Below are 25,559 nucleotides of genomic sequence, written 5' to 3'. Positions count from 1 at the left end.
CCTACCTCCCCCTCTTCCCCTTCGCGAACGGCCGGACCTCGACGCTCTCGGCGACCTTGTCGACGAGTTCTCGCTGCCCCGTGGCCAACCCGTGCCGCGTGACGTTGACGGCGCCCGCCGCGGCACCGAGCTGCAGGGCTTCGACCATCGAGGCTCCGGCGGCCAGCGCGGCGCCCATCCCCGCGGTCATGGAGTCGCCGGCGCCGCGGTGGTCGGCGATGTTCAGCGGCGGCGCGACGACTTCCCACAGCTCGCCGTCGACGAGGGCGAGGGCGGGGTCGCCGGCGCGGGACAGCACCACGTTGCGGGCGCCCTGCGAGACGAGTTCCTTCATGGCCGCGGTGAGGTCGTCGACGTCGTCGGACTTCGCCCTGCCGTCCTCGAGGAGATCCTCGTGACTGACCTTGAGCACGGCGAGACCGCCCTCGAGCGCCGCGGTCATCGTGGGGCCGGACAGGTCGGCAACGACGGGAACACCCAGGGCGGTCAGGTCGGCCGCCAGCCGGGTGTAGACGTCGTGCGGCACCGCCCGGTCGGAGTGCGGGCCACCGAGCAGCGCCACGTCCGCCTCGAGGCCCTCGGCCAGCGCCGCGCCGAACAGGTCGTCGGCCTCGTGCCGGTTGAGCGTCGGCGGCGGAACCTCGACGATCTCCTCCCGCTCGCCCCCGCGGCGGTCGTGCACGTACGAGCCGTTCTGCCCGGCGGTGAACACCGATCGCACCGATACTCCTTCGCGCGCGATGAGATCGCTGACGACGGGGCCGGTCTCGCCGCCGAAGGTGCCGCACAGCCGCACCTTCAGGCCGAGTGTGACCGCCATGCGGGCGATCCAGAAGCCCTGCCCTCCGGCGTGGACGTGCAGTTCCGGGACATCCGACGGCGACGACTCGATGGTGACGGTGAGCAGGGGAGTGGGTGCGAAAACGAAGGCGGAGGGCGCGCTGTCGTCGTTGCCGTCGCGGGGAGCGGGGTTCATGCGGGTCCTTCGAAATGAGGAGGAGACGGCGCCCGCGGTGGCGGACGCGCGGTTCGCGTTGCGGTCCGGCCTCGGTCAGGCCGTACCGTCGGGGGAGTCGGCGAGGACGGGATCGTAGACGGGGGCGTTCGGCACCTCGGGCGGGTGCACGTTGGCGCCGAGCGAGTACGCGAGGTGCCCGCCCAGCATGCCGCCCAGCCCGATCAGTGCCGTGCCGGCGGCGCTCAGCGCCACCGCGCCGGGACCGGGGCTGCGGCGGCGACGAAGGTAGGACAGGGCCATGAGGCTCGCTCCGGCGCCGTTGACGGCCGCGTGGATCAGCCCCACCCGGCGCTGCACGGTGTCGGTGTGCGCCCAGTCGACCCAGCCGGTCAGAAGCGTCGGCGGCGTCGCCAGCAAGCCGAGCCCGATCAGCCGCCGCGCGGTCTCGGGTTGCCGCAGGGCGTCGAAGACGCCGGCCGCGGTCCACGCCCCGATGGGGACGGTCACCAGCGCCGGGTGCAGCGGGTGGCCCACCGGGGCGCCGTGGAGCACGGCGCCGAGCGGGCTGTCCGCCAGCCGCCCGATCCGCTTGCGCAGCGCGTTGGCGGGACCGTCCAGCCGCGTCGCCGACTCCGCCGCGGAATACAGGATCTCCATCTGCGAGTCCGTCATACCCACGGGCATACCCCGCCCCCACCGGGTGAAACCTGCCACGACGGGTGTACGACGCGGATCGCCGGGGTATCTCCTGCGATCATGAGACAGCGCATCGTGATCACCGGCGCCAGCGGCAACCTCGGCACCGCCCTGCTGCGGCGCCTCGCCCGGCGATCGGAGCCGCCGGAGATCGTGGCCGTCGCCCGGCGCGTGCCGCCGCCCACCGACCCCTACGACGGCGTGACCTGGCACAGCGTCGACCTCGCCGCACCCGGCGCCGAGACCGGGCTGCGTCCCCTCGTCGAGGGGGCCGACGCCGTCGTGCACCTGGCCTGGGGCTTCCAGCCCTCGCACCGGCGGGACTATCTGCGCCGGACCGGAGTGGACGGCACCGCCGCCGTGATCGGGGCGACCCTCGCCGCGGGCGTCGGACACCTGGTGCACATGTCCTCGGCCGCGGTGTACGCGGCCGGGGCCTACGGCCGGGCGGTCGACGAGTCGTGGCCCGCGACCGGCATCGATTCGTGCGCGTACAGCGTCGACAAGGTCGCGGCGGAACGGCTGCTCGACGAGCGGATCGCGGGCGCGGCCGCGGCGCCGGTCGTCACCCGTTTCCGGCCGGGCTTCATCGGCCAGTACGCGGGCGGCAGCGCGCTGCGCCGCTACGCGGTGCCGGGATACGTGCCCGACGTCGTGCTCCGTCACCTGCCGTTGCTGCCCGTGGACCCCGGAACTGCGATCCCCGCCGTGCACGCCGACGACGTGGCCGCCGCGCTCGACGTCGCCCTGGAGCGGCGGGCGCCGGGCGTGTTCAACCTCGCGACCCCCGAACCGCTGCGAGCGGGCGACATCGCCGGGGCGTTCGGGGCCCGTGCGATCCCCGTACCGCGGCAGGTGCTGCGGGCCGTCGTCGAGGCGACCTGGCAGGTCCACCTGCAACCGATCGCCGGCGGGTGGATCGATCTGGCCTACAACACCCCGATGCTCGACTGCGACCGGGCCCGCCGAGACCTGGACTGGGCACCGACCGTTCCGGGCCCCCAGGTGTGGCGCGAGGCCATCGCGGGTATGCAGGCCGAGGCCGGCACCGACAGCCCGGTCCTGCGCAGTCGCGGGCCGCTCGAGACGATGAGCGTCCTGCTCGGCCGCGGGACCGTCGGGCGCCGCGTGCCGCCGTGACCACTCGCGGCGGAGCGACGAGAGAGGGTATCGGGATGAGCGAAACAGCGCAGCGCGACACCACGGCGACGCCGCAACAGGTGTGGGATGTCCTCGCCGACGGCTGGTCGTACGCGAGCTGGGTGGTGGGTGCCTCCCGCATCCGGGCGGTGGACGACGCGTGGCCGGCGGTGGGCAGCCGCATCCACCACTCGGTGGGGGTGTGGCCCGCCCTGCTGAACGACCATACCGAGGTGGTGGAATCGATCCCCGGCAGGGAGCTGAAGCTGCGTGCGCGGGCGTGGCCGGCCGGCCAGGCCGAGATCACCATGCGCCTGCACGAGCGGCCCGGGGGGTGCCGGATCGAGATGGCCGAGAAGGCCGCCGCCGGCCCGGCTCAGCTCATACCCGGCGCGATCCAGGCCCGGCTGGTGCTGCCGCGCAACGTCGAGTGCCTGCGCCGGCTCATGCTCATGGCCGAACACGCCACGGAGCCGAAGGGCGTCGGAGAGTGAGCACCGAGACGGTCGATGCCGTCGTCGTCGGCGCCGGCCAGAACGGCCTGACCGCGGCGGCCGTGCTCGCCGACGCCGGCTGGGACGTCCTGGTGCTCGAGGAACAGCACGAGATCGGCGGCGCCGTCCGCACGGCGGAACTACATCCGGGCTTCCGCATGGACCTGTTCAGCGCCTTCTACCCCCTCGCGGCGGCGTCACCGGCGTTCCGCGCGCTCGACCTCGCGTCGCACGGGCTGCGGCTGCGGCGGGCGCCGAGCGTGTACGGGCACGCCGCCGGACCGGACGACGAGGACGCCGCGGTGGTCTACCCGGACGTCACCGAGACCGCGGCGGAACTCGAACGGCGCCACCCCGGCGACGGGTCCACCTGGATCCGCCTGGCCGAGCAGTGGAAGGGCATCCGAGAACCCTTCCTGAGTGCCCTGTTCGAGCCGTTTCCGCCGGTACGCGGACCGGCGGGGCTGATCCGCCGGCTCGGCACCGCGGACGCACTGCGCTTCGTCCGGATGCTGGCGCTGCCCGCCCGCCGGATGGCCCAGGAACTGTTCGGCGGTGAGCACGCGCGGCTGCTGCTGCTCGGCAACGCCATGCACGCCGACACCCCCGTGGACTCGGCGGGCAGCGGAATCATGGGATACGTCCTGACCATGCTCGCCCAGGACGTCGGCTATCCGGTGCCCGAGGGCGGCGCCGGGGAGCTCGCGGCGGCCCTGGCACGGCGCGGCGAACACAGCGGGGCCCGGATCCTGTGCGGCCGGAAGGTCACCGGCATCGAGGTCGTCGGCGGTGTGGCGACCGAGGTCCGCACCGAGCAGGGCGAGCGGTTCCGGGTACGGCGCGCGGTACTGGCCGACGTGTCCGCGCCGGCACTGTTCGGTTCGCTCCTGCCCGCGGACACCGTGCCCGCCGCGGTCCGCGACGACCTCCGCCGCTTCGAGTGGGACACGCCCGTGGTGAAGGTGAACTACGCGTTCGACCGGCCGATTCCGTGGCGCTCGCCGGCACTCGCGACGGCCGGGACCGTCCACCTCGGCGCCGACGCCGACGGTCTCGTGCACTGGTCGGCCGACCTCGCGACCGGCCGCGTCCCGGAGCACCCGTTCATCATCTTCGGTCAGATGACCACCACCGATCCGGCCCGCTCCCCGGAGGGAACGGAAAGCGCCTGGGCGTACACGCATCTGCCGCGCGGTGTCGCCGACGACGTCTCCGCGGAGGAACTCGCCCGGCGCGTCGACGCCGAGCTCGAGGCGCACGCTCCGGGGGTGCTGAGCTCGGTCGTGCACCGCAGCGTGCAACGCCCGCGCGACCTCGAGGCCGCCAACGCGAACCTGGTCGGGGGAGCGGTCAACGGCGGCACCGCCCAGATCCATCAGCAGCTCGTGTTCCGGCCGTTGCCCGGCTTCGGCGGTCCCCGCACCCCGATCGAGGGTGTGTACCTGGCCGGATCGTCCACCCACCCCGGCGGTGGCGTCCACGGGATGTGCGGGTGGAACGCGGCCCGGGCGGCCCTGCGCGACCACGGCGTGGGCGGCAGGGTGCGGCGGCGGCTGAACGGGGCGATCTCGGACGTGCTGACGCGCAGCTGAATTCCCGGTGCCCTTGCCGAACGCGGAGATTCACGCCTTCGGGGTTGAGCGACTCGCCGACGGGGTATCAGAAGGCATGGGAACGCCAGTGGGAACACCGATCCGGCAGGTGCACAACCCTTCCCTCGTGCCGCGGGCGCTGCGCGAGGTGGAAGGCGGAGTCGCCGCAATCGCCGCGGGCATCTGCGTGATCGCCGCCGTCGGAGTGGGTGTGCTCTCCGCTTCCGCCCTCACGGGCATCGGGGCCGGACTCGCCGTGGCGGCGGGACTGTCGTTCATGCTCGGTTCGCTGGCCCCTACCGGGGCGGCGCCGGCCGGCGCGCGGCGGGAGCCCGCCCGTGCCGGGTCCTCATTGTTCCGCAACCATCCGGGCGGCGCCGCGGCTCCCGCGTCGCGGCGCGCCACCGTCACCGTTTTCCACCCGCACCGCGTTTCGGGCGGCCGCTCGGAGGGGTACTCCCACGTATGACAACGACGTCTCGCCCGGAGCCCATCGTGTCCCTCGCCCGGTCCACTCACGGGGGCCGTGCCGTCGCAGCCGGGGTCCGGTAACGTGCCGGCGCCCAGGAGGGTGTGGCGACTGCCCGGTGTGTACCGCCCGCAGGAGGATTCGCATCTGCTCGCCGGCGCACTCGATCGTGCGGCGGCACCCCCCGGCGCCAAGGTGCTCGATTTCTGCACCGGCACAGGGTTCATCGCCGTGTCGGCGGCCATGTCCGGTGCCGGGTCCGTGACGGCACTGGACATCGCACCCCGCGCGGTCCTCGCGGCGCGTATCAACGCGCGGTCGCGGCAGCTTCCCATCCGTGTCCTGCGTGGCGGACTGGACGAAGCCGACCGGCACGGACCGTTCGACGTGGTGCTGTCCAATCCGCCCTACGTACCGCACGCATCCGGTGACGGTGACGCCCGCTGGGATGCCGGCGCCGACGGCCGGGCGGTGCTCGACCCACTGTGCCTGAGCCTGCCGAACCTGTTGTCCCCCGGCGGTTTCGCTCTCGTCGTGCATTCGGAGTTCGCCGGGGTGGACGAGACGCTCGTCCGGTTGCGCGACGGCGGTCTCAAGGCCTCCGTCGTGGCGCGTCGCCGGATCCCGTTCGGGCCTGTGATGCGCCGCCGCGCCGGGTATCTGCGGGCGCGTTACGAACTGCCCGCGGGCGTCGACACCGAGGAAGTGGTGGTGATCCGTGCCGATCGAACACACTGCCCGTGAGGTAGCCACGGACGGCAGCCCCCGGGACACGTCTCCCGGGGGCGTCGCTGTGCCCGAGTTGTGCCCGGGACTGCGGGTGGAGGGTCTCGCGGGGGCGGAGCCCAGGGTCGTCCGCCTGGTCCGCGGCGGTCCCGTCCTGGTCGAGGGCCCGGTGCGCATCGTGGCCGAGGACGGCGACGAGGTGGAATCGGACCGGTTCGTCGTCGCGATCTGCCGGTGCCGTCGCAGTGAGCGGTACCCGCTGTGCGACACCAGCCACCGCCGGCCCCGGCGCGATCCGCGCTGAGACCCGCCCGTTTCCGGCCGGGGCACCGGTTGTGCCGGGTGCGCACGACGCCTGTGGACAACGCGGGGCGGGCGGTTCCTGAGGAACCGCCCGCCCCGCAACGCGTTTACGCGTCGTCACGCGTCACGTGTCAATACCAGTACTTCCGGCCGCCGACAGCCCGGCCCGTTGCTCCGAGGATCGCCAGGATTGCGCCTACCACCAGGAGAATGATCCCGAGCGTCCACAGGATCGAGATGTTGGTGAGGAAACCCACCACGAGCAGAATCAAACCCAGAATGATCATGAGTGTCACCTCGCTGTCGGTGCCCGTTGCCGGTCGGATCCGGGCCGTGCAGAGGGGATACCCGCATCGGATGTGCCGAAACCTCGCGAACCTCTCGTTGTGAGAAGGATGTGCACTTCGCGTCGATCCGTGGCGCGCAGACGGCGCCGGTGGCATTGTCGGGTGCATGCCTACTTCGGAGAACCCCGGGGACAGCGTCCCCGGCGAGTACAGCGTCGACGACGAGGACCAGTTGCAGCCGGAGGATTCCCTGATCGACCGTGGTGTCGACGACGTCCTCGACGAGGGATTCTCGCCGGTGGAACGGCCCGTCGGCCTCGAACGCCACGAGAGCCTGGACGAACGGCTCCGCGAGGAGGAGCCCGAACGCGAGGACGACGAGGGTGAGAGCGAGTTCCGCAGCTCCGTCGCCGAGGCGGGCCGGGCGCGCGCGGGACGCCTCGTCGCGCCGGACGAGGGCACCGCGGAGGACGTGGATTCCGAGCTGTTCGGCACGGACGTAGGGATCGACGGGGGCGCGGCCTCCGCCGAGGAAGCGGCCGTCCACCTGATCGAGGAGGAGGAGTCCGACCGGCAGGACTGAACGGCGGCCGCCCGGCACCCGAGAACTCGGATGCCGGGCGGCGATCGGCCGGAGGGACGCTCAGACGGCTCCGGCGCCGAGCAGGGACGACTCGTCGTCCTTCCACCGCTCGAGCACGTAGGCGGCGAGCCGGCCTTCGAGGTATTCCATCGCCTCTGCGCCGAACGCGATGTCGCCCGCGCAGCGCGGATCCCGTTCCACCAGATCGCCTACCACGTCGTAGCGCAGCACCTGCTCGTGTACCGCGTCCGCCTCGATGTGCTCGGTGTAGAAGTGGATGCAGGCGCTCGGCGCGCCGAGGCGTTCGAGGCCGCGTGCCATGCGGCGCGCCATCGGGGAGGAGGTGATCTCCGCGGAGGCGAACAGCCCCACGAGCTTCGGGGTGTGTGCGCGGTGCAGGCCGCACAGGGACATGAAGTTCACCGTCGCGAGCGTCTCCGCCGGCACCCGGTCCAGATACGCCAGGTATCCCGGGTCGAGTCCGGCCGCGGCGAGCAGGTCGAAGTAGAGGGTCGAGTGCATGCGGTCGGCCCGGCCGCCGCCGTACTCGTCGAACTCCACCGCGACGAGCGCCGCTTTCGCCCGGCCCGTGAGCCGCGGGATGGCGAACGAGTGCGGGTCGGCCTCCTTGAGGTGGTAGACGGACCGGTGTACGAAGAACTCGCGCACCTGCTCCCAGGTGCCGCGTTCGCAGAGGTGGTGGGACATGCCCCGCGCGTCCTCGGGTTCGCGGCACAGGTCGTCGAACACCCGCTGGGGATCGTTGCCCGAGGGCACGTCGGCGTGCAGCCGGTCCAGGAACAGCCCCTCGAGGCCGGCCCGGACGGTGAGCGGGCCCGGCGCCCATTCCCAGCCCGCGTCGACTCCGTCGAACCCGCGGTAGGACAGTTCGTACAGCACCGTCAGGGCCAGCTGGGCGTCCTCGCCGTAGGGGTCGATCCCGGCCACCTCGATCGGCCAGATCACGGTATCGGCCGGACGCGCGAGCCGCTCGATCACCTCTCGGGAGACAGGGCCCCGGGCCCGCGGGAAGGCGGAGGACTGCATCACGACGGTCGGCGAATTCGCAGGCATGTGCGCGGATACCCGGACCCGATTCGTGCGAAACGCCCTGCGGCGCGCGGGTGTGGGGCGAGTTCGCGCGGGTATCCGCTCGGGCATGAACGGTGACAACAGCGACAACGAGAACACGGCGCCCGGGGGCGAGGACGTCGAGCGCCCGCCCCACACGATCGACTATCCCGGTGCGACGGCCGACATGGCCGAGCAGCCCCGCGACGAGATGCGGGACTACCGGGGCCGCGACCTGCTCGCCGGACGCAAGGCCCTGATCACCGGCGGCGACTCCGGCATCGGGCGCGCGGTGGCGGTGGCCTTCGCGAAGGAGGGGGCCGACGTCGCGATCGCCTACCTCGAGGAGCACGACGACGCCGAGCACACCGCGGAACTGGTGCGGCGTGCAGGCCGTGAATGCCAGCTGTTCCCGGGCGATCTCGCCGCGGCGGAGCACTGTCGCGCGGTGGTCGCCGACGCGGCTGCGGCGCTCGGCGGCCTGGATCTGCTGGTGAACAACGTCGCGTACCAGGAGCCGGTGGACGACCTCACCGAGCTCGACGACGCCCAGTGGCGGCGGACGTTCGCGGTGAACATCGACAGCTACTTCCACGTGACGAAGGCGGCGCTCGCTCACCTGCCCCGCGGCTCCGCGGTGATCAACACCGCCTCCATCAACGGTCTGCGGGGCAACAAGTCGCTGATCGACTATTCGGCGACGAAGGGCGCGGTGCTCGCGCTGACGTACTCGCTGGCGCAGTCGTTCCAGGATCGGGGAATCCGCATCAACTGCGTCGCGCCGGGGCCGGTATGGACGCCGCTGATCCCCGCCACCATGGATGCGGAGAAGGTCGCGACGTTCGGGCAGCAGGCCCCGTTCGGCCGGGCCGCGCAGCCCGACGAGATCGCGCCCTCGTACGTCTTCTTCGCCTCCGAGACGATGTCGTCGTACTACAGCGGTGAGGTGCTCGCACCGATCGGTGGCGAGACGCTGCCCGGCTGAGCCCGGTCACCGCCGCCGGTAGCGCCACGGGTAGGCGACCCACAGGGTCAGGAACAGCACGACCGTGACGACGCCCGCGGCGATGCCGGCGGCGGTATTGACCACCAGTCCGACGACGAGCACGACGACGCCGGTCATCGCGACGCCCAGCAGGAGCAGGCCCGCCATGGCGAAGCGGTGCGCAGTGTTCACCAGCTCGGGGAGCCGGCGCTGCCGGAAGAGCAGGCGGTGCATGCCCACGGGGGCGACGAGGAGGATGGTGGCCGCGATCGACGCGAGCACGGTGACGAGGTAGACGCCGCGCTGGAAGTCGGTGAGTTCGTCGAACCGGCTCTGGAACGGCAGGGTGAGCAGGAAGCCTGTGAGGAGCTGGACGCCGGTCTGCACGACGCGCAGCTCCTGCAGCAGGCTCGACCAGTTCCGGTCCAGCCGCTGCACGGGGGTCTCGTGCCGGACCTGTCTGTTCCAGTCCTCGTTCGGCACCGCTGCGGGCTGCACGGTCTCGGCATGCCCCGTACGGTGCCCGTCAAACCTCCTCGGCGACCATGGCGGCCCACTTGTGACCTGTGTCACTGTGGGGGTACTGTCGGCTCCACCAGGGACAACGGCGCTCTGAGGAAGGAGAGCGGTCATGAAGCTCAATCTGTTCGTCGCATGGACCGGGTACATGCTCGCGTTGCTCTCGATCGTAAGTCTTGCGGCCTTCCTCTACGCCGCGGGTTCCGGCAACGGCGGGTGGGCGCTCGTCGCCGGTGTGGTGTGCGTCGTCGCCGTCGCGACGGCGATCGCCATGATCGGTAGCACCGTCCATCACGACCACCGTCTGCATCGCGAGACGCCGCACCTGTTCTGACGGTCCGGTCCCGCCGCCTCACGCCTCGGCCAGGCGCCGCTTCTCGAGTTCCACGTCGAACCCGGCGAGCGGCCAGTCCAGGTCGAGGCGTTCGAACGCGTCGATGAGCAGTTCCATGACGGCGATGCGGCTGTACCACTTGCGGTCGCAGGGCACGACGTACCAGGGGGCGTGAGCCGTCGACGTCTTGTCGAGCATCGCCTGGTACGCCTCCTGGTACGCCGGCCACAGTCTGCGTTCGGAGACGTCGCCCGGGTTGTACTTCCAGTGCTTGTCCCGCCGCTCGAGCCGTTCTGCCAAGCGCCGCTTCTGTTCCTCGAGCGAGACGAACATCGCGACCTTGATCAGCGTGGTCCCGCTGTCGACGAGCTCACGCTCGAACTGGTTGATCTCGTCGTACCGGGCGCTCCACACGCTCTCCGGTACGAGGTTGTGGACCCTTACGATGAGGACGTCCTCGTAGTGCGAGCGGTCGAACACGCCGAGTTGCCCGGCCCGCGGCAGCGCCTTGTGGATGCGCCACAGGTAGTGATGGCGCCTCTCGTCGGGCGTGGGCACGCCGAACGACGTGTGGTCGACGCCCTGCGGATCCACGTGGCCGATCACATTGCGGACCATGCCGCCCTTGCCGGCCGTGTCCATGCCCTGCAGGATCAGCAGGACCGACCGGCGGTCGCCCGAGCGCCCGTTGGCGAACAGCATCTCCTGTAGCCGCGAGAGCATCGCGCCCCGCTCCTCGATGAGCAGTTCGCCGGTGGCCTTGTCGCCGGAGAAGCCCGGGGTGTCGTTGGTGTCGATCTCGGCGACCCTGGTCCCGGGGTGGGCACGCAGCACCTCGACGGCCGGCGTCTGCCACGGATCGGTGCTCTTGACGGTCATGTGCCGAGGGTGCCACATCCGGCGACCGGGTCAGCCTGGTTCGAGTTCGGTGTCGTCGGGGCGGGTGGGGTAGGGCGGGGCCGAGACACCGTCGACCATGTGGCTGCCCCACAGGTCCGTCTCGGTGATCCGGGCGGTCGCCGGGGCGGGGCCGCCGGGCCCGGGCACGGTCAGGCCGACGTCGGTGCCGGGGGAGAGGTCGGCGCCCGGCGGCAGGGCTGCCGCGAGGCCGCGGATCCGGCCACGCCAGCGGTAGCGGCCGCTGATCGGGTCGAACGCTCCGGCCAGCTGCACCTCCGTGGTGGCGTGCTGCTCGCCGACGGTGATCTCGGCGGGGCCGCGGTAGCCGTCGGGTTCGTCGTCGTGTGGGTCGGACATGCCCGCGACTTTACATGTAAACGCCAGTTACAGGAATCGGGTCACGGCGTGCCGGACTCCGGGAGCAGCGGGTGCGGCTGGCTCTTGAACCGGGCCGGCGAGCCGCCGACGGCGGCGATCCCGGAAATTCCGCCCCAGGTCATCATGGTGAGATAGTCGGTCAGATCCTCCGCCGACATCGACTTGTTGGAGATCCACCAGTGGGTGGCGAGCTGGATCGCGCCCACGATCGCGTACGCCCACGGCACGGAACCGCCCGAGTCCATCTCCAGATGCCGCAGCCGCTCGCCGATCACCGTCGCGACGAGTTCGGCGATCATCCGCTCCGAGTTCGCCACGACGTCGCGCCCGGCCGCGGCGCTGTTGGTCATCACGTACAGGTACACCTCGGGATCCGAGGCGACGGTCTCGACGTACGTGGCGATCGCGACCCGGGTCAGGTCGTACTCGTCGAGGTCCTCCGCCACCGCCGCGTAGATGCGCGGAGCCAGGATCGTCTCCACGTACCGGAGCATCGTCGCCGTGGTCAGGTCGTTCTTGTCGGTGAAGTACCGGTAGAGAACCGTCTTGGACACGCCGATCTCGGCCGCGATCTCGTCCATCCCGACGTCGCGCCCGCGGGACCGGATCGCCTTGATCGTGCCGTCGACCAGTTCCTCGCGCCGGGCGATCTTGTGCTCGTGCCAGCGGCGCTTGCGCCCGTCCTGCTTGGTCGGCGCGGCGGCTGTCGGGACCGGCGTGTCGGTCGGGGGCAGGGGCTGGGGAACTCGGTGGTTCGGCACTGGGTGGCACATCCGTTCGCTGTCGATCGTCCGCCCAGTTTATAAGGGGGTGTGCCGCACCCCGTGCGGATGTCCCGTTCGTAGGTGAGACGGTGTGCCGAACCCGCGTCCCGCCCCTGTGGGTCGCGGGTTCGGCACAATGGTGGAGGTGCAGCTGATGAGCATCGACGATGACGCCAAGCGCAAGGATCTGCGCCGGATGAAGGCGGTCGCCACCGGCTTTCTGCTCGCGGCGACCGCGGTCTACCTGTTCTGCCGCTGGCAGGAGTCGCGCGGGGCCGGCGAATGGGTGGGGTACGTGCGTGCGGCTGCCGAGGCCGGGATGGTCGGCGCGCTCGCGGACTGGTTCGCCGTCACCGCGCTGTTCCGGCATCCGCTCGGGATCCCCATTCCGCACACGGCCATCATCAAGCGGAAGAAGGATCAGCTCGGGGCGAGCCTGAGTTCGTTCGTCGGCGCCAACTTCCTCGCTCCCGAGGTGGTGTCGGAGAAGGTCGAGAACGCCCGGATCCCGCTGCGCCTGGGCACCTGGATGGCCGAGCCCGACCACGCCGAGCGGATCGCACAGGAAACGTCGACGGTGCTGCGGGGTCTCGTGACGGTCCTGCGCGAGGAGGACATCCAGCAGATCATCGACAACACCATCGTCAAGCGCATCGCCGAGCCGGAGTGGGGTCCGCCCATCGGCCGGGTGCTGTCCGAGCTCCTCGCGGAGAACCGGCAGATGCCGCTCATCGACATGCTGGCCGAGCGGGCTCATCAGTGGGCCCTCGGCAGCCAGGAGACGATCGACCGCATCATCAGCCGCGACTCGCCGTCGTGGTCGCCGAAGTTCGTGGACCTGCTGCTCGGGGAGCGGATCCATCGCGAACTCGTCGAGTTCACCTGGAAGGTGCGCTCCAACCCCGACCACGAGGTGCGCGTGGCCGCGAACCGGTTCCTCGCCGACTATGCGCGGGACCTGCAGCACGACCCGGTCACCATCGCCAAGGCGGAGAAGGTCAAGGCGGAGATCATGGGCCGCGAGGAGGTCACGCAGCTGGCTTCCGCGACATGGCGGGCGGCCAAGCGGATGATCCTCGAGTCGGTCGACGATCCGCACAGCACGCTGCGGACGAAGGTCACCGAGAACGTCATCCACTTCGGCGTGCGGCTGATGGAGGACCACGAGCTGCGCGCCAAGTTCGACCGCTGGCTGCTGGACGGGGCCCGGTACATCGCCGCCAACTATGCCGACGAGATCACCGCGGTGATCCGGGAGACGGTCGAGCGCTGGGACGCCGAGGAGGCGAGCCGCAAGATCGAGCTGCAGGTGGGACGCGATCTGCAGTTCATCCGCATCAACGGCACGGTGGTCGGATCGCTCGCCGGCCTGGCCATCTACACCCTCTCGAACCTGCTGTTCGCGTGACGTGCCACACCTGCTAGCAGAGTGCTTGCTGCAGCTAGCACCAGCGCGTACGCTGAGGTTGTGTCCACGAAGGAATTGGGTGAACCCGCCGACGGGGGGGACGGTGACAAGGACGATGCGTCCGGCGCCACCGAGATCGCTACGCGGGTGGTCAGCACTGCTGCCCAGGACATCGGCAGTTTCATCCGCTCGCAACGCGAGGCGGCGCAGGTGTCCCTGCGTCAGCTGTCCCAGCTCGCCGGCGTCAGCAATCCCTACCTGAGCCAGATCGAGCGAGGGCTGCGCAAGCCCTCGGCCGAGGTGCTCGGTCAGATTGCCAAGGGTCTCCGGATGTCCGCGGAGGTCCTGTACGTCCGGGCCGGGATCCTGGAGCAACGCCCGCAGAGCGCGGTGCGCGACGCGCTGCTCGCCGACGCCGTCCTCAATGAACGGCAGAAGCAGGTCCTGCTCGACATCTACGAATCGTTCTGCCGTGAGAACGGTTCCCGCCCGTCCGGGTCGGCCTCCGCCCCCGGGGCATCTGCACCCGAGGCATCCGCACCCGAGACGTCCGCACCCGAGGCCGCCGCCCCGAAGGGCGCGACCGACCCCGATCAACAGGAGAACTGACATGACCGATCCGAAGAACTTCGCCACCCCGCTGTATGCCGCCGTCGGCGCCGGCGACGCCGTGGTCCAGGCCGTGGCCGACGTGGTGGCCCGGACCCGCCGTCGCGCCGAGACCACCGGGACCGACGTCACCGACCGGGTCGACAGCGCCCGGGGCCGTCTGGCCGACTTCCAGGAGGACCTGACCGAGAACGTCGAGTCCCTGCGCGAGCGTCTCGCGGGCCTGCCGGCCGAGCTGCCCGAGGATCTCGCCGAGCTGCGCGAGAAGTTCACTGCCGAGGAGCTGCGCAAGGTGGCCGAGGCATACCTGAAGGTGGCCTCCGACATCTACACCGCGCTCGCCGAGCGCGGCGAGGAGACCATCGAGCGGCTGCGCAAGCAGCCGGTCGTGGAGGAGAGCATCGGCCGCGCGGAGGCCGCGTTCGGTGACGCCGTCGAGCTCACCGAGGAGGCCCTCGGCACCGTGGCGCGGCAGACCCGCGCCGTGGGCGAGCAGGCCGCCAAGCTCGCCGGCCGCGCCGCCGGCCGGATCGAGGAGACCGCCGGCGAGGTCGGCGAGGCCATCTCCGGTGCCGGCGAGGAGGCCGGTATGCGGGTGCTCGATCTCGGTGGCCAGGCCCAGGAGGCCGCCCAGGAGGCCGCCGACCGGGTCGAGACCGCCGCGCTCGAGCTCGACGAGGCCGCTGCCAAGGTCGAGGAGGCCGCGGAGAAGGCTGCCGCGCCGAAGACCCCGGCCAAGGCGCCCGCCCCGGCCGCGGCCAAGGCTCCGGCCAAGACTCCGGCCAAGGCGCCCGCCAAGAAGGCCGCGCCGCGCAAGACCACCGGCGCCTGATCGCGACCGGTCGGTAGAACCGCCGACGGCCCCCACGCGACCTCCGCGTGGGGGCCGTTGCTCGTACCATGGGGACGTGCCCAACGTCGATTCTCTCGCCGCCCTGATCATCTTCGCTCTGCAGATCGTCGCGCTCGCCGGGGCGGGCTTCGCGCTGCTGCATGCCGTGCGGCAGCCGGCCGAGGCGTTCCCCGCGGTCGACAAGCTCACCAAGCCGGTGTGGCTCGGCATCCTCGCCGCCTCTCTGCTGGTGATCTTCGTCTTCTGGGGCACCTTCATGATGCTCGGGATCATCGCGGTCATCGCCGTGTGCGTGTACCTCGTCGACGTGCGGCCGCGGGTGGACGAGGTGCAGAAGCGGCGCTGGTAGCTGTCCCCGGGAGCCTTGACAAGCGCCGCCAGGTTGGTGACACTTCGGGTAACGGGTAACAACCGAGACGAGGTGATCGACGATGGCGCTCACCCGGACCGTCCGCACCGCCGACCGTCAGGACACCGCCGAACGCCTGCTGGCGTCCGCGGCGCGCTCCTCCTACGACCCGGCCCTCGAGATCGACTGGGACGCCCCCGTCCCCGCCGACAAGTACGGCATGACCCCCGAATGGAGCAGCCTCTACGGCACCGCCCTGTGGGAGTCGATGACCGAGCGGCAGCGGATCGTACTGACCCAGCACGAGGCCGCCAGCATCGCCGGCACCGGCATCTGGTTCGAGTTGATCCTGATGCAGATGCTCGTGCGCGACCTCTACCGCCGCGACCCCGCCACCGCCTACGTCCAGTTCGGGCTCACCGAGATCGCCGACGAGTGCCGGCACTCGACGATGTTCGCGCGCGCGGCACAGCACTTCGGGATCCCGTCCTACCGGCCGAAGCGCTGGATCCGGGAGAGCGGCCGGCTGTTCAAGGCCACCGCGAGCGGGGGGCTCGCCTTCGGTGGCACCCTGTTCGCCGAGGAGATCCTCGACATGATGCAGCGCGACTTCATGCGCGACGAGCGGGTCCAGCCCGTCACCCGCACCGTCAGCCGCATCCACGTGATCGAGGAGTCCCGCCACATCCGGTACGCGCGCGAGGAGATCATCCGCCGCACGCGCCACCTCTCCCGCCCCGACCGCGCACGCGTCCGGCTGCAGCTGGGCATCTCCGCGTACTTCGTCGTCACCAGCCTGGTCCACGACGACGTCTACGCCGCCGCGGGACTCGACGTCGCCGAGGCCACCGCCGCGGTCCGCGCCAACACCCACTACCACGACCGGCTCCGCGAGGGCGCACGACGGACGATCGAGTTCCTCGACGACGTCGGCCTGATCGGGGGACCGTCCACCGTGCTGCTCCGCCGCGCCCACGTCCTGTGACCGCGCGACCGTCCCCCGGCCGCCGCACGTCGCGACGGCCGTCGTTCCAGCAACTAGGAGAACACCACAGGTGAAGAAGCCGTCCCGCAGGACCACCCTGGCGATCGCCGGGGTGGCCGGCGCCGCTGCCGTTGCCGGCCTCGTGGCCTACCGCGCCCGCCGTCGCCGCGCCGTGCTGCGCGCCGCCGACCGGCCACCGCACGCGTTGCTCGCGCCGCCGACGGTGGAACCCGACGTCATCGACATCACCACCGACGACGGTGCCCACCTCAACGTCCGCGCCTACGGCGACCCGGACGCCGACCCGATCGTGCTCAGCCACGGATGGACCTGCAACGCCGACTACTGGATCCCGCAGATCAACGCCCTCGCCGGCCGCTACCGGGTGATCACCTACGACCAGCGCGGACACGGCCGCAGCGACCTCGGTACCCGGACCTTCGGCCCCGACGTCCTGGCCGACGACCTCGCCGCGGTCCTCGAGGCGACGGTGCCGGCCGGCCGCAAGGCAGTCCTCGCCGGTCACAGCATGGGCGGCATGAGCATCATCGCGTGGGCCGGCCGCCACCCCGATCAGGTGCGGGAGAAGGCCTCCGGTGCGTTGCTCGCGAGCACCGGCACCGACAGCCTGCTCGCCGAGGCCGCGCTGCTGCCGTCCCGGCTGGGGCGGGTGCAGGAGCCCGTCGCGCGCCGGCTCCTCGGCGCCGCCCTTCCGCTCGTCGCCTCACCCGTCACCACCCGGGCCCTGAAGTACGTCGCGCTCGCGCCCGGCTCGAGCACCGCCGAGGTCGCCTTCTGCGAGAAGATCGTGCTCGGCTGCACGCCGCGGGCCCGCGGCAACTGGGGCACCGCGCTGAGCGCCTTCGACATCCGCGACGGCCTCGACCACCTCACGGTCCCGACGACCGTGCTCGTCGGCACCGCGGACCGGCTCACACCGCCGGTGCACGCCCGCAAGCTCGCCGAGACCCTGAAGACCCGCGGGCACCTCGAGCGGCTCGTGGTCCTCGACGGGATCGGGCACATGAGCTCGGTCGAGGCGATCGACGCCTTCGACGACGAACTGCTGCACCTGGCCGAACGTGATCGCATGCCGGCCGGCGCCTGAGGGTCCCATCCGCGGCGGGCGCGGCGCCGAACCACCGGTGTAGTCCGCCGGGAGGAGACCCATGACAGTGGCGCGCCACCGCGCGGCCCGCGCCTGCGCCGGCCTCGTCGCGTTCGGCGTGGTCCTCGGCGTCGGCGAACTGCTCGCCGGGCTGATCGGGCCCGCGTCGCCGTTCTACGCCGTCGGCGCCACCACGGTCGACCGAGCCCCGGCGTGGGCCCGCGAGTTCGCGATCGACACCTTCGGCACGTCCGACAAGCCGGCGCTGTTCATCGGCATGTCGGTGATCCTGGCGGTACTCGCCGTGGGGGCGGGGCTGCTCGAGCAGCCCGGCCGGCCCCGCGGTGGCCTCGTGATCCTCGCCCTGGCCGCGGTGGGCGTGTACGCGGCGCTGAGCCGGCCGGGCGCCACGGCCGTCGCCGCGGTGCCCACGGTCGTCGGCGCCCTCGCGGGTGCGGCGCTGCTGCAGTACTCCATCCGGCTGCTCGCCCGATCCGCCGTCCGCGACGACGTGCCGGCGACCCCGGCGTCGCGGTGGCCACGCCGGCGGTTCCTCACGGTGGTCGGCTCCGCGGCCGCCGTGGCCGTGGCCGCCGGCGCCGCCGGCCGATACCTCACCGACCGGCTGACTCGGGCCGTCGAGGACCGCGCCCGGTTCCTGATCCCGGGGCCCGCCCGGACCGCCGCACCCGTGCCGGCGGGCACCGAGGTGACGGTCCCCGGGGCCACCCCCTTCCTCACCTCACCGGCGGAGTTCTATCGCATCGACACCGCGCTCCAGGTGCCGCGGTTGCGCACCGTCGACTGGCAGCTGCGCATCCACGGCCTGGTCGAGCGGGAGGTCACGCTCACCTGGGACGACCTGGCCGCGTTCGAACCCGTCGAACGGATCCTCACGCTCACCTGCGTGTCCAACGAGGTGGGCGGCGACCTGGCCGGCAACGCCCGCTGGATCGGATACCGGATGAGCGACCTGCTCGCGCGGGCCGGGGTCCGCCCCGACGCCGACATGCTCCTGTCCACCAGCGTCGACGGCTTCACCTGCGGCACCCCCGTCGACGCCGTCCTCGACGGCCGCGACGCCCTGCTCGCCGTCGCGATGAACGGAGAGCCGCTGCCGTTCGAACACGGATACCCGGCCCGGCAGGTGGTGCCGGGCCTGTACGGGTACGTCTCCGCCACCAAGTGGGTCGTCGACTGGGAACTGACCCGCTTCGACCGGGCCGAGGCCTACTGGACGCGGCGCGGCTGGGCGGAGAAGGCCCCCGTCCGGACGGCCTCGCGCATCGACGTCCCCGCCGCGTTCGGCCGGCTCGAACCCGGGCCCGTGATCGTCGCCGGTACCGCGTGGGCACAGCAGCGCGGCATCGACCGCGTCGAGGTCCGGGTCGACGGCGGCCGCTGGAACGACGCCGTGCTCGCCGAGGAGTACTCCCTCGACACGTGGCGGCAGTGGACGTGGCGGTGGGACGCGACGCCCGGTACGCACGTGCTCGAGGTGCGGGCGACGGACGGCGAGGGCCGGGTGCAGGACGAGCAGCGTCGCCCGCCCATCCCCGACGGCGCCACCGGCTGGCACAGCCGCACCGTCACGGTCGGGTGACGGGTGATCCCCGGCACGGGGCGTCAGCTGAAGACGACGGTCTTGCTGCCGTGCACCAGCACCCGGTCCTCGAGGTGCCAGCGCAGACCGCGGGCCAGCACCAGCTTCTCGACGTCGCGGCCGAGGCGCACCATGTCGCCGACCGTGTCGGCGTGACCGACCCGCACCACGTCCTGCTCGATGATCGGGCCGGCGTCCAGCTCGGGGGTCACGTAGTGGCACGTCGCGCCGATCAGCTTCACGCCGCGCGCGAAGGCCTGATGGTAGGGGCGTGCGCCGATGAACGACGGCAGGAAGCTGTGGTGGATGTTGATCGCCCGGCCCGCCCAGTGCTCGCACAGCTCGGGCGGCAGGATCTGCATGAACCGCGCCAGCACGACGGCGTGCGGATCGTGCACGTCGACGAGCTTGCGCACCTGCTCGAACGCGGGCCCGCGCTGTTCGGGGTCCTTGGGGAAGGACACGTAGTGGAAGTCGATGCCGTGCCGGCGGGTCACCCGCTCGAGGTCGGGGTGGTTCCCCACGACCGCGCAGATCTCCGCGTTCAGCTCGCCGGCGGCCACCCGGCCGAGGATGTCGTGCAGACAGTGGCCTTCCTTGCTGACGAGGAGCACCACCCGCTTGGTCTCCCCGGTGTCCTGCAGCGTCCATTCGGTCTCCGGACCCAGTTCCGCCGCAACGGTCGCGAACCGCTCCCGCAGTTCGTCGAGGCCGAGCGGGATGGAGGAGGCGCGCACGGCCTGACGAGTGAAGAACCAGCCGCTGTCGGGGTCCGCGTGGTAGCCGGCTTCGACGATCGAGCCGCCCACGTCCGCGAGGAAGGTCGAGATGCGGGCGACGATGCCGGTGGCGTCGGGGCAGCCCAGTGACAGTACATACCGACGGTCGTCGGACGAGGCAGCGGAGGTCATGCCGTCCAGTCTCTCAGGTGGGATCCCGGCCCGATCCGACCGGTCACACCGTCGCGGGGGGCCGCCGGACCGTGGCGGTCCCGACGAGGGTCGTCGCATCGATCGTGTGGATGCCGCGCTCGGTGACGGCCGCGAGGAACTCGGCGCGCACCGCGGCGACCGCGTCGGCGTCGAGCCCGGCCAGGGCCGCGCGCAAGCCCGATCCCGTCACCAGCGCCCAGCACAGCTCCTCGGTGGCGGGCAGCAGATTCGACAGGGTGCGTACCTCCACCGAGTGGGTGCCGGCGGCCGCGAGCCACGCCTCGAGGGTGCGCGGCAGATCGATCGCGTGCAGCGGTGTCCGGTCGCGCAGCGACGGCCGGCCCGCCACCGCCGGGTTGCGGCGGCCGACGACGTCGAACAGCGTCGCGCTGATCTCCTCCATCGCCCCGGCCCGCCACACGGTGACCCCGATCCGGCCGCCGTGCCGGACCAGGCCCACCAGGCGGTCGAACGTGGTGTCCATGTGGGGCAGCAGGAACACGCCGTAGGAGATGGCGAGCGCATCGTACCCGGCCTCCGGGACCGCGGACGGCGGTTCCCACGTGGTGGCGTCGGCGCACACGAAGTCGATGTTCTGCAGCGCCCGCTCGGCGGCGACGAGCCGGCCGAGCTCGAGCAGTTCGTCGGCGACGTCGATCGCGTGGACCCGGCCGGTCGGTCCCACCGCCGCGGCAGCGGGCAGCGCCGAGGCGCCGGCGCCGCAGCACACGTCCAGCACCGTCGCGCCGGGACCGGGCCCGAGCTGGAAGACCAGCGCCTGCCCGGCCGGGCCCCACACCGTCGGGGTGAGCCGGTCGAAGTCGCCGCTCGCGTCGTCGAAGGTGCTCGCGAGCCGTGCCGTCTCGTCCACTGCGTCGGTCATGCCTCGTCCTCGGGTTCTCGAATCCGAGGACGGAACCTCGGATGCCCAGCGGGAGTGCAGCCGATACCCTATTGCAGTTCCGAACGTTTCAGTTCCGAATGCTGAATGGCGAGCACCCGGGACGTCGAGCGGGTACATCCCGCGTCGAGCGGGTCGATTTCGCGGCGAACCGCGAGGGGAGGGCTCAGGAACCGCCCGCTCGCCACCACAACAGCCCGCTCGCGCCCGTGAGACGAGCGCGGCGCGGCGGCATTCACGTGTTCGCCGGAGGGGACGGGCACCCTGCGGATTGCTCACGCACCCCGATTCGATGGGGGTGGGTGTAGATGTTCATGGTGTCCTCGCGCAGGAAACCGACCAGGGTCAGCCCGGATTCGTCAGCCAGGTCGATGGCGAGTGAGGACGGCGCGGATACGGCGGCGAGGACGGGGATGCCGGCCATAACCGTCTTCTGGGCGAGTTCGAAGGAGGCGCGGCCGCTGACGAGCAGGACCGTTCCCCGGGCGGGGAGGCGGTGGTGTTCGGTGGCCCAGCCGATGATCTTGTCCACGGCGTTGTGCCGGCCGACGTCCTCGCGCAGGGCGAGCAGGTCACCGGTGGCGGTGAACAGGCCGGCGGCGTGCAGGCCGCCGGTGCGGTCGAACACCTTCTGCGCCTCGCGCAGGGTGTGCGGCATGCCCGACAGGGCGGTGGGGTCGACGACGACGGGGTCGTCGGCAGGGGCGTGGCGGGTGCGTTGGCGGATCGCGTCGAGGGATGCCTTGCCGCACACCCCGCAGGAGGAGGTGGTGTAGAAGTTGCGCTCGATGCCGACCTCGGGCAGGGCGACGCCGGGGGCGAGGTCGATGTCGAGGACGTTGTAGGTGCTGCGGCCGTTGTCGTCGGTGCTGTTGCAGTAGCGGATCGCGGCGATGTCGCTGCGGTCGCCGACGATGCCTTCGGTGAGCAGGAAGCCTTGGGCGAGTTCGATGTCGGAGCCGGGGGTGCGCATGGTCACCGCCAGCGGGGTGCCGTTCACCCGGAGTTCGAGGGGCTCTTCGACGACCACGGTGTCCGGGCGAGTCGACTGTCGGCTCGCCTGGATGCGGGTGATGCGGGTGCGGGTGGTTACTCGTCCCATGCGGCGCTCCGGTTCACCAGTTCGCCTCGCCCGGGTGATCCGGGAGTGGAGCTGGGGGATGGCCGGCCGGGCGCCGTGCCCGGTGCCGCGGCGCCCTCGCGCCGAGTGGTGTGGGGTTCGAGGCGGATGGTGACGGCCTTGGACACGGGGGTGTTGGACTTGCGGGCGACGTGGTCGAGCGGGATCAGGGGGTTGGTTTCGGGGTAGTAGGCGGCGACGTTGCCGACCGGGGTGGGGTAGGGGACGAGCCGGAAGTCGTCGGCGCGGCGCGCTTCGACGGTGCCGTCCGGGCGGGGCCATTCGGAGATCAGGTCCACCCGGTCGCCCGCTGCGAAGCCGAACGACTCGAGGTCGCGGTCGTTGACGAACAGCACCCGCCGGCCGCCCTTTACGCCGCGGTAGCGGTCGTCCAGGCCGTAGATGGTGGTGTTGTACTGATCGTGGGAGCGCAGGGTCTGCAGGATCAGCCGGCCCTCGGGCACCGGTACCCAGTCGAGGTCGTTGACGACGAAGTTCGCCTTTCCGGTGGCGGTGTGGAAGCGGCGCTCGTCGCGGGGTGGGTGCGGCAGGACGAACCCGTCCGGTCGGCGGACCCGGGTATTGAAGTCCTCGAACCCGGGCACGACGCGGGCGATGGCGTCGCGGATGGCGTCGTAGTCGTCGGCGAACGCGCGCCACGGCACCGGGTGATCCGGCCCAAACAATGCCTGCGCGAGCTCGCAGACGAGGGCGACCTCGCTGCGCAACTGTTCGCCGGCCGGCTTCAGGCCACCGCGGGAAAGATGCACCACCGACATCGAATCCTCCACCGACACCAGTTGTCTGCGGCCGGCGCGGACGTCCTTGTCGGTGCGGCCGAGCGAGGGCAGGATGATCCCGGTGCGCCCGTGCACGAGGTGGCTGCGGTTGAGTTTGGTCGACACCTGCACCGTCAGCGCGCAGTTTCGCAGCGCCGCGGCCGTGACGTCGGTGTCCGGGGTCGCGGAGAGGAAGTTGCCACCCATCGCCATGAACACGTGCGCGGCGCCGTCTCGCATGGCGCGGATCGAATCGACCGCGTCGAGGCCGTGCCTGCGGGGACTGCGGATGCCGAACTCGTCGTCCAGAGCCTGCAGGAAGGACTCGGGCATCTTCTCCCATATCCCCATCGTCCGGTCGCCTTGGACGTTGGAGTGCCCGCGCACCGGGCACACCCCCGCTCCGGGTTTGCCGATCATCCCCCGCATGAGCAACAAGGCCACCGCGTCCTGGATGGTGGCCACACCGTGGGTCTGCTGGGTCAGGCCCATCGCCCAGCACACGATGGTGGCGTTCGAGGCGATCAGGGCGCGGGCGGTCTGTTCGATCTGCTCGCGCGTCAGGCCGGTCGCGTCGAGCACCGTGGCGAGGTCGACGGCCCGGATGTGCTCGGCCCACCGCTCGAAACCGGCACACCGGCTGTCGAGGAACTCGCGGTCGAGTACGGTGCCCGGCCGACGGTCCTCTTCCTCGAGCAGCAGCTTGGCCAGGCCTTGGAACAGGGCCTGATCCCCGCCGATGCGGATCTGCAGCAGTTCGTCGGCGATGGCCGCGCCGTCACCGAGCACGCCGTTCACCTTCTGCGGGTCCTTGAACCGCAGCAACCCGGCCTCCGGCAGGGGGTTGATCGCGATCACCTTGGCGCCGTTGGCCTTGGCCTTCTCGAGCACGGAGAGCATGCGGGGATGGTTGGTGCCGGGATTCTGGCCGGCGATGAGGATCAGGTCGGCGTCTTCGAGGTCGGTGACCGACACCGAGCCCTTGCCGATGCCGATGGTCTCGGTCAGGGCGGTGCCGGAGGATTCGTGGCACATGTTCGAACAGTCCGGCATGTTGTTGGTGCCGAAGGACCGGATCATCAGCTGGTAGACGAATGCCGCCTCGTTGGAGGTGCGGCCGGAGGTGTAGAAGATCGCCTCGTCCGGACTCGGCAGGGCGCACAGGTGCTCGGCGATCACCGCATACGCCTCGACCCAGCCGATCGGCTCGTAGTGCGCACTACCAGGGCGCACGATCATCGGATGCGTCAGCCGGCCCTGCTGCCCGAGCCAGAAGTCCGTCTGCGCGAGCAACTCCGGAATCGAACGAGTGGCGAAGAACTCCGGGCCGACTTTCCGGGTGGTGGCCTCCTCGGCGACGGCCTTGGCGCCGTTCTCGCAGAACTCCGCCGGCTTGCGATGCCCCGGGGTCTCCGGCCAGGCGCAACCCGGGCAGTCGAAGCCGTGCCGCTGGTTCAGCCGCAGCAGGGTGCGGGCGGTGCGCAGCGGGCCCATCTGCTCGAGACCACGACGCAGCGAGACCAGCACCGCGGGCACCCCGGCCGCGTAGGACTTGGGGTCGGTGATCCGGATGTCGTTCTCGTCGAAGACGTGCCGGTCCGTGGTGTTCGTCATGCGCTGTGTCGCACCCATCGATCGGTCGACGAGAACGCCTCGCCGAGAAGGAAACTGTCGCCGTGGCCGGGGTGAACTCGGGTGTCGGCCGGTAACGCCGACAGTGGCGCGAGCGCCGTGCTCGGCGCCGGGGTGTGTCCGGGCGCTTCACACCCATGCCGGAGGACGTCGCCGGTGAACACCACGCCCAGGTGCGGAAGATGCAACGACACCGACCCGGGCGTGGCGACCGGAGTGTGCAGCACCCGGATCTCGTCACCGGCGACGGCGATGCGCTGCCCGTCGTCGAGTCGCCAGTAGCGACGCTGCCCGTGCACCGCCTGCCACAACGCGTGGTCGGCCGGATGCAGCAGGATCGGAGCGCACAGTCCCACGCCCACGTCGACCGCGGCCGAGACGTGGGCCCGGCCACCCTGGGTGCAGATCACCGCGGTGACACAGCGATCACCGACCGCGTCGGCGATGTCGGTGGCTCGACCGCCCGCATCGATGACCACCACATCCCGGTCGTCGCCGACCAGCCACACATTCGTTTCTCCGGGATCGGAGAAGAACTGCCCAGGGGGCCGTGCTCGTCGAATGCAGACGCGGTCGATCCGAAAACCCCCACTCACGTCAGGCTCGTACCGTCGGTCGGCTCACTGCACGTGTCCCGACCCGAATACCCCTGGGCGCGCGCCTGCACCACAGGAACGCGCACCGCGGTAGGCCTTCCGATCGCACACGTGGTCCCTCGCATCTTCATCGAACACAGCTGGTCCTGCCCGACCGTCAACGGTCGTTGCCGGATCCACCGTAAAGTCCGCCGACCTGCCGGCGAACTGGCCGAACGATCAGATCGGCCTCTCCCGATGGGCAGTGCGCCCAGGCCCTCGCGCTCCCCACCGCCAGTGAATTTGTGCGGGCGGCGCCTAGAATCGGAAGCAATCCGAGGTGGCATCATGATCAAGTCCGCAGAGCACCGGCCGGCAGAACCGGCTACCGGCAGTGCCGCGGTGCACCTGCTGCCGTGCCGGACGCGGTCCGAAGACCGGGTGCACGGTGTCCGGTGACGCCGCCGAACGTTCCGCTGATCCGCCTCCGAGGGAGCTCGCGGACG

29 protein-coding genes are annotated in these 25,559 nt (G+C 71.3%); 16 read left to right on the top strand and 13 right to left on the bottom strand.

The features are described from left to right. Position 1: 1 nt before the first annotated feature. Both ACWPOB_RS15475 and ACWPOB_RS15470 read right to left on the bottom strand, forming a co-directional pair. Positions 2–976 carry a PfkB family carbohydrate kinase gene (locus ACWPOB_RS15475; RefSeq protein ID WP_100056077.1) on the bottom strand — a complete coding sequence of 325 codons (975 nt, stop codon included), beginning with the start codon at positions 974–976 and terminating at the stop codon, positions 2–4. Between the two features lie 75 nt (positions 977–1,051). Further along, positions 1,052–1,642: a DUF2231 domain-containing protein gene (locus ACWPOB_RS15470; RefSeq protein WP_455401353.1), complete on the bottom strand. Its 591-nt coding sequence runs from the start codon at positions 1,640–1,642 to the stop codon at positions 1,052–1,054. Between the two features lie 72 nt (positions 1,643–1,714). Between ACWPOB_RS15470 and ACWPOB_RS15465 the strand changes: the two genes are divergently transcribed. The 6 genes from ACWPOB_RS15465 (at position 1,715) to ACWPOB_RS15440 (ending at position 6,379) form a co-directional block, all read left to right on the top strand. Next, positions 1,715–2,794 (top strand): NAD-dependent epimerase/dehydratase family protein, encoded by a 1,080-nt coding sequence (locus tag ACWPOB_RS15465; RefSeq protein ID WP_455401352.1) that lies wholly within the window; start codon positions 1,715–1,717, stop codon positions 2,792–2,794. Between the two features lie 35 nt (positions 2,795–2,829). After that, positions 2,830–3,288, top strand: coding sequence for an SRPBCC family protein (locus ACWPOB_RS15460; RefSeq protein WP_100056078.1), 459 nt, complete (start codon positions 2,830–2,832; stop codon positions 3,286–3,288). Further along, on the top strand, positions 3,285–4,880 hold the full coding sequence (locus tag ACWPOB_RS15455) for a phytoene desaturase family protein (RefSeq protein ID WP_455401351.1): 1,596 nt from the start codon (positions 3,285–3,287) through the stop codon (positions 4,878–4,880). Before ACWPOB_RS15460 ends, ACWPOB_RS15455 begins: the two co-directional genes overlap by 4 nt. A gap of 88 nt (positions 4,881–4,968) precedes the next feature. Further along, positions 4,969–5,349, top strand: coding sequence for a hypothetical protein (locus ACWPOB_RS15450; RefSeq protein WP_100056079.1), 381 nt, complete (start codon positions 4,969–4,971; stop codon positions 5,347–5,349). A gap of 102 nt (positions 5,350–5,451) precedes the next feature. Beyond that, on the top strand, positions 5,452–6,093 hold the full coding sequence (locus ACWPOB_RS15445; RefSeq protein WP_100056080.1) for a HemK2/MTQ2 family protein methyltransferase: 642 nt from the start codon (positions 5,452–5,454) through the stop codon (positions 6,091–6,093). Positions 6,094–6,169: 76 nt separating this feature from the next. Next, entirely contained in the window at positions 6,170–6,379 is a 210-nt protein-coding gene (locus ACWPOB_RS15440; protein ID WP_455401418.1) for a CDGSH iron-sulfur domain-containing protein, read from the top strand. Positions 6,380–6,509: 130 nt separating this feature from the next. Here ACWPOB_RS15440 and ACWPOB_RS15435 read toward each other — a convergent pair whose 3' ends face one another. Beyond that, positions 6,510–6,665 (bottom strand): DUF6131 family protein, encoded by a 156-nt coding sequence (locus tag ACWPOB_RS15435; RefSeq protein WP_003937495.1) that lies wholly within the window; start codon positions 6,663–6,665, stop codon positions 6,510–6,512. A gap of 166 nt (positions 6,666–6,831) precedes the next feature. Here ACWPOB_RS15435 and ACWPOB_RS15430 point away from each other — a divergent pair, with 166 nt between their 5' ends. Then, complete coding sequence (locus tag ACWPOB_RS15430) at positions 6,832–7,248, top strand: DUF5709 domain-containing protein (RefSeq protein ID WP_100056082.1); 417 nt, start codon at positions 6,832–6,834, stop codon at positions 7,246–7,248. Between the two features lie 60 nt (positions 7,249–7,308). On the opposite strand, the gene ACWPOB_RS15425 is transcribed toward ACWPOB_RS15430, so the two are convergent. Then, positions 7,309–8,322 (bottom strand): iron-containing redox enzyme family protein, encoded by a 1,014-nt coding sequence (locus ACWPOB_RS15425; protein ID WP_455401350.1) that lies wholly within the window; start codon positions 8,320–8,322, stop codon positions 7,309–7,311. An 85-nt stretch (positions 8,323–8,407) separates the two neighbouring features. Between ACWPOB_RS15425 and ACWPOB_RS15420 the strand changes: the two genes are divergently transcribed. Then, positions 8,408–9,304, top strand: coding sequence for an SDR family oxidoreductase (locus ACWPOB_RS15420; RefSeq protein WP_100056083.1), 897 nt, complete (start codon positions 8,408–8,410; stop codon positions 9,302–9,304). Between the two features lie 6 nt (positions 9,305–9,310). Here the strand turns inward: ACWPOB_RS15420 and ACWPOB_RS15415 are convergent, their stop codons facing one another. Continuing rightward, entirely contained in the window at positions 9,311–9,802 is a 492-nt protein-coding gene (locus ACWPOB_RS15415) for a DUF6328 family protein (protein WP_455401349.1), read from the bottom strand. Between the two features lie 133 nt (positions 9,803–9,935). Between ACWPOB_RS15415 and ACWPOB_RS15410 the strand changes: the two genes are divergently transcribed. After that, positions 9,936–10,157 (top strand): hypothetical protein, encoded by a 222-nt coding sequence (locus tag ACWPOB_RS15410; RefSeq protein ID WP_100056085.1) that lies wholly within the window; start codon positions 9,936–9,938, stop codon positions 10,155–10,157. Between the two features lie 18 nt (positions 10,158–10,175). Here ACWPOB_RS15410 and ACWPOB_RS15405 read toward each other — a convergent pair whose 3' ends face one another. The 3 genes from ACWPOB_RS15405 to ACWPOB_RS15395 are packed head-to-tail and all read right to left on the bottom strand — an operon-like array spanning position 10,176 to position 12,196. Further along, positions 10,176–11,036, bottom strand: coding sequence for a polyphosphate kinase 2 family protein (locus ACWPOB_RS15405; protein ID WP_455401348.1), 861 nt, complete (start codon positions 11,034–11,036; stop codon positions 10,176–10,178). A 30-nt stretch (positions 11,037–11,066) separates the two neighbouring features. Continuing rightward, on the bottom strand, positions 11,067–11,414 hold the full coding sequence (locus ACWPOB_RS15400) for a DUF4873 domain-containing protein (protein WP_455401347.1): 348 nt from the start codon (positions 11,412–11,414) through the stop codon (positions 11,067–11,069). Positions 11,415–11,455: 41 nt separating this feature from the next. Next, the gene (locus ACWPOB_RS15395) at positions 11,456–12,196 is read right to left on the bottom strand and encodes a TetR/AcrR family transcriptional regulator (RefSeq protein WP_100058607.1); all 741 of its coding nucleotides are present in this window, start codon (positions 12,194–12,196) and stop codon (positions 11,456–11,458) included. 157 nt (positions 12,197–12,353) lie between these two features. On the opposite strand from ACWPOB_RS15395, the gene ACWPOB_RS15390 reads away from it, so the two are divergent. The 7 genes from ACWPOB_RS15390 (at position 12,354) to ACWPOB_RS15360 (ending at position 19,114) form a co-directional block, all read left to right on the top strand. After that, complete coding sequence (locus ACWPOB_RS15390) at positions 12,354–13,607, top strand: DUF445 domain-containing protein (RefSeq protein WP_455401346.1); 1,254 nt, start codon at positions 12,354–12,356, stop codon at positions 13,605–13,607. A gap of 60 nt (positions 13,608–13,667) precedes the next feature. Next, entirely contained in the window at positions 13,668–14,216 is a 549-nt protein-coding gene (locus ACWPOB_RS15385) for a helix-turn-helix domain-containing protein (RefSeq protein ID WP_455401345.1), read from the top strand. Position 14,217: 1 nt separating this feature from the next. After that, positions 14,218–15,048 (top strand): heparin-binding hemagglutinin, encoded by an 831-nt coding sequence (locus ACWPOB_RS15380; protein WP_455401344.1) that lies wholly within the window; start codon positions 14,218–14,220, stop codon positions 15,046–15,048. Between the two features lie 76 nt (positions 15,049–15,124). Next, on the top strand, positions 15,125–15,418 hold the full coding sequence (locus tag ACWPOB_RS15375) for a DUF2516 family protein (RefSeq protein WP_100059101.1): 294 nt from the start codon (positions 15,125–15,127) through the stop codon (positions 15,416–15,418). 82 nt (positions 15,419–15,500) lie between these two features. Beyond that, positions 15,501–16,403: an AurF N-oxygenase family protein gene (locus ACWPOB_RS15370; protein ID WP_100059100.1), complete on the top strand. Its 903-nt coding sequence runs from the start codon at positions 15,501–15,503 to the stop codon at positions 16,401–16,403. A 70-nt stretch (positions 16,404–16,473) separates the two neighbouring features. Then, positions 16,474–17,511, top strand: coding sequence for an alpha/beta fold hydrolase (locus ACWPOB_RS15365; RefSeq protein WP_455401343.1), 1,038 nt, complete (start codon positions 16,474–16,476; stop codon positions 17,509–17,511). Positions 17,512–17,572: 61 nt separating this feature from the next. Further along, entirely contained in the window at positions 17,573–19,114 is a 1,542-nt protein-coding gene (locus ACWPOB_RS15360; protein ID WP_455401342.1) for a molybdopterin-dependent oxidoreductase, read from the top strand. 23 nt (positions 19,115–19,137) lie between these two features. Here ACWPOB_RS15360 and purU read toward each other — a convergent pair whose 3' ends face one another. From purU to ACWPOB_RS15335, 5 genes are all read right to left on the bottom strand, one after another. After that, entirely contained in the window at positions 19,138–20,025 is an 888-nt protein-coding gene (gene purU, locus ACWPOB_RS15355) for a formyltetrahydrofolate deformylase (RefSeq protein WP_006946510.1), read from the bottom strand. Between the two features lie 43 nt (positions 20,026–20,068). Beyond that, positions 20,069–20,929, bottom strand: coding sequence for a class I SAM-dependent methyltransferase (locus ACWPOB_RS15350; RefSeq protein WP_455401341.1), 861 nt, complete (start codon positions 20,927–20,929; stop codon positions 20,069–20,071). Positions 20,930–21,182: 253 nt separating this feature from the next. After that, on the bottom strand, positions 21,183–22,049 hold the full coding sequence (fdhD, locus tag ACWPOB_RS15345) for a formate dehydrogenase accessory sulfurtransferase FdhD (protein WP_100058182.1): 867 nt from the start codon (positions 22,047–22,049) through the stop codon (positions 21,183–21,185). Continuing rightward, positions 22,037–24,460, bottom strand: a complete 2,424-nt coding sequence (locus ACWPOB_RS15340) for an FdhF/YdeP family oxidoreductase (protein ID WP_455401340.1) — start codon at positions 24,458–24,460, stop codon at positions 22,037–22,039. The genes fdhD and ACWPOB_RS15340 overlap by 13 nt, the downstream gene beginning before the upstream one ends. Next, the gene (locus ACWPOB_RS15335) at positions 24,457–25,074 is read right to left on the bottom strand and encodes an MBL fold metallo-hydrolase (protein ID WP_455401339.1); all 618 of its coding nucleotides are present in this window, start codon (positions 25,072–25,074) and stop codon (positions 24,457–24,459) included. Before ACWPOB_RS15335 ends, ACWPOB_RS15340 begins: the two co-directional genes overlap by 4 nt. Between the last annotated feature and the right edge of the window lie 485 nt (positions 25,075–25,559).

It is taken from the genome of Rhodococcus sp. 2H158 (assembly GCF_053764755.1).
This window is presented reverse-complemented; position numbering and strand designations above follow the sequence as displayed.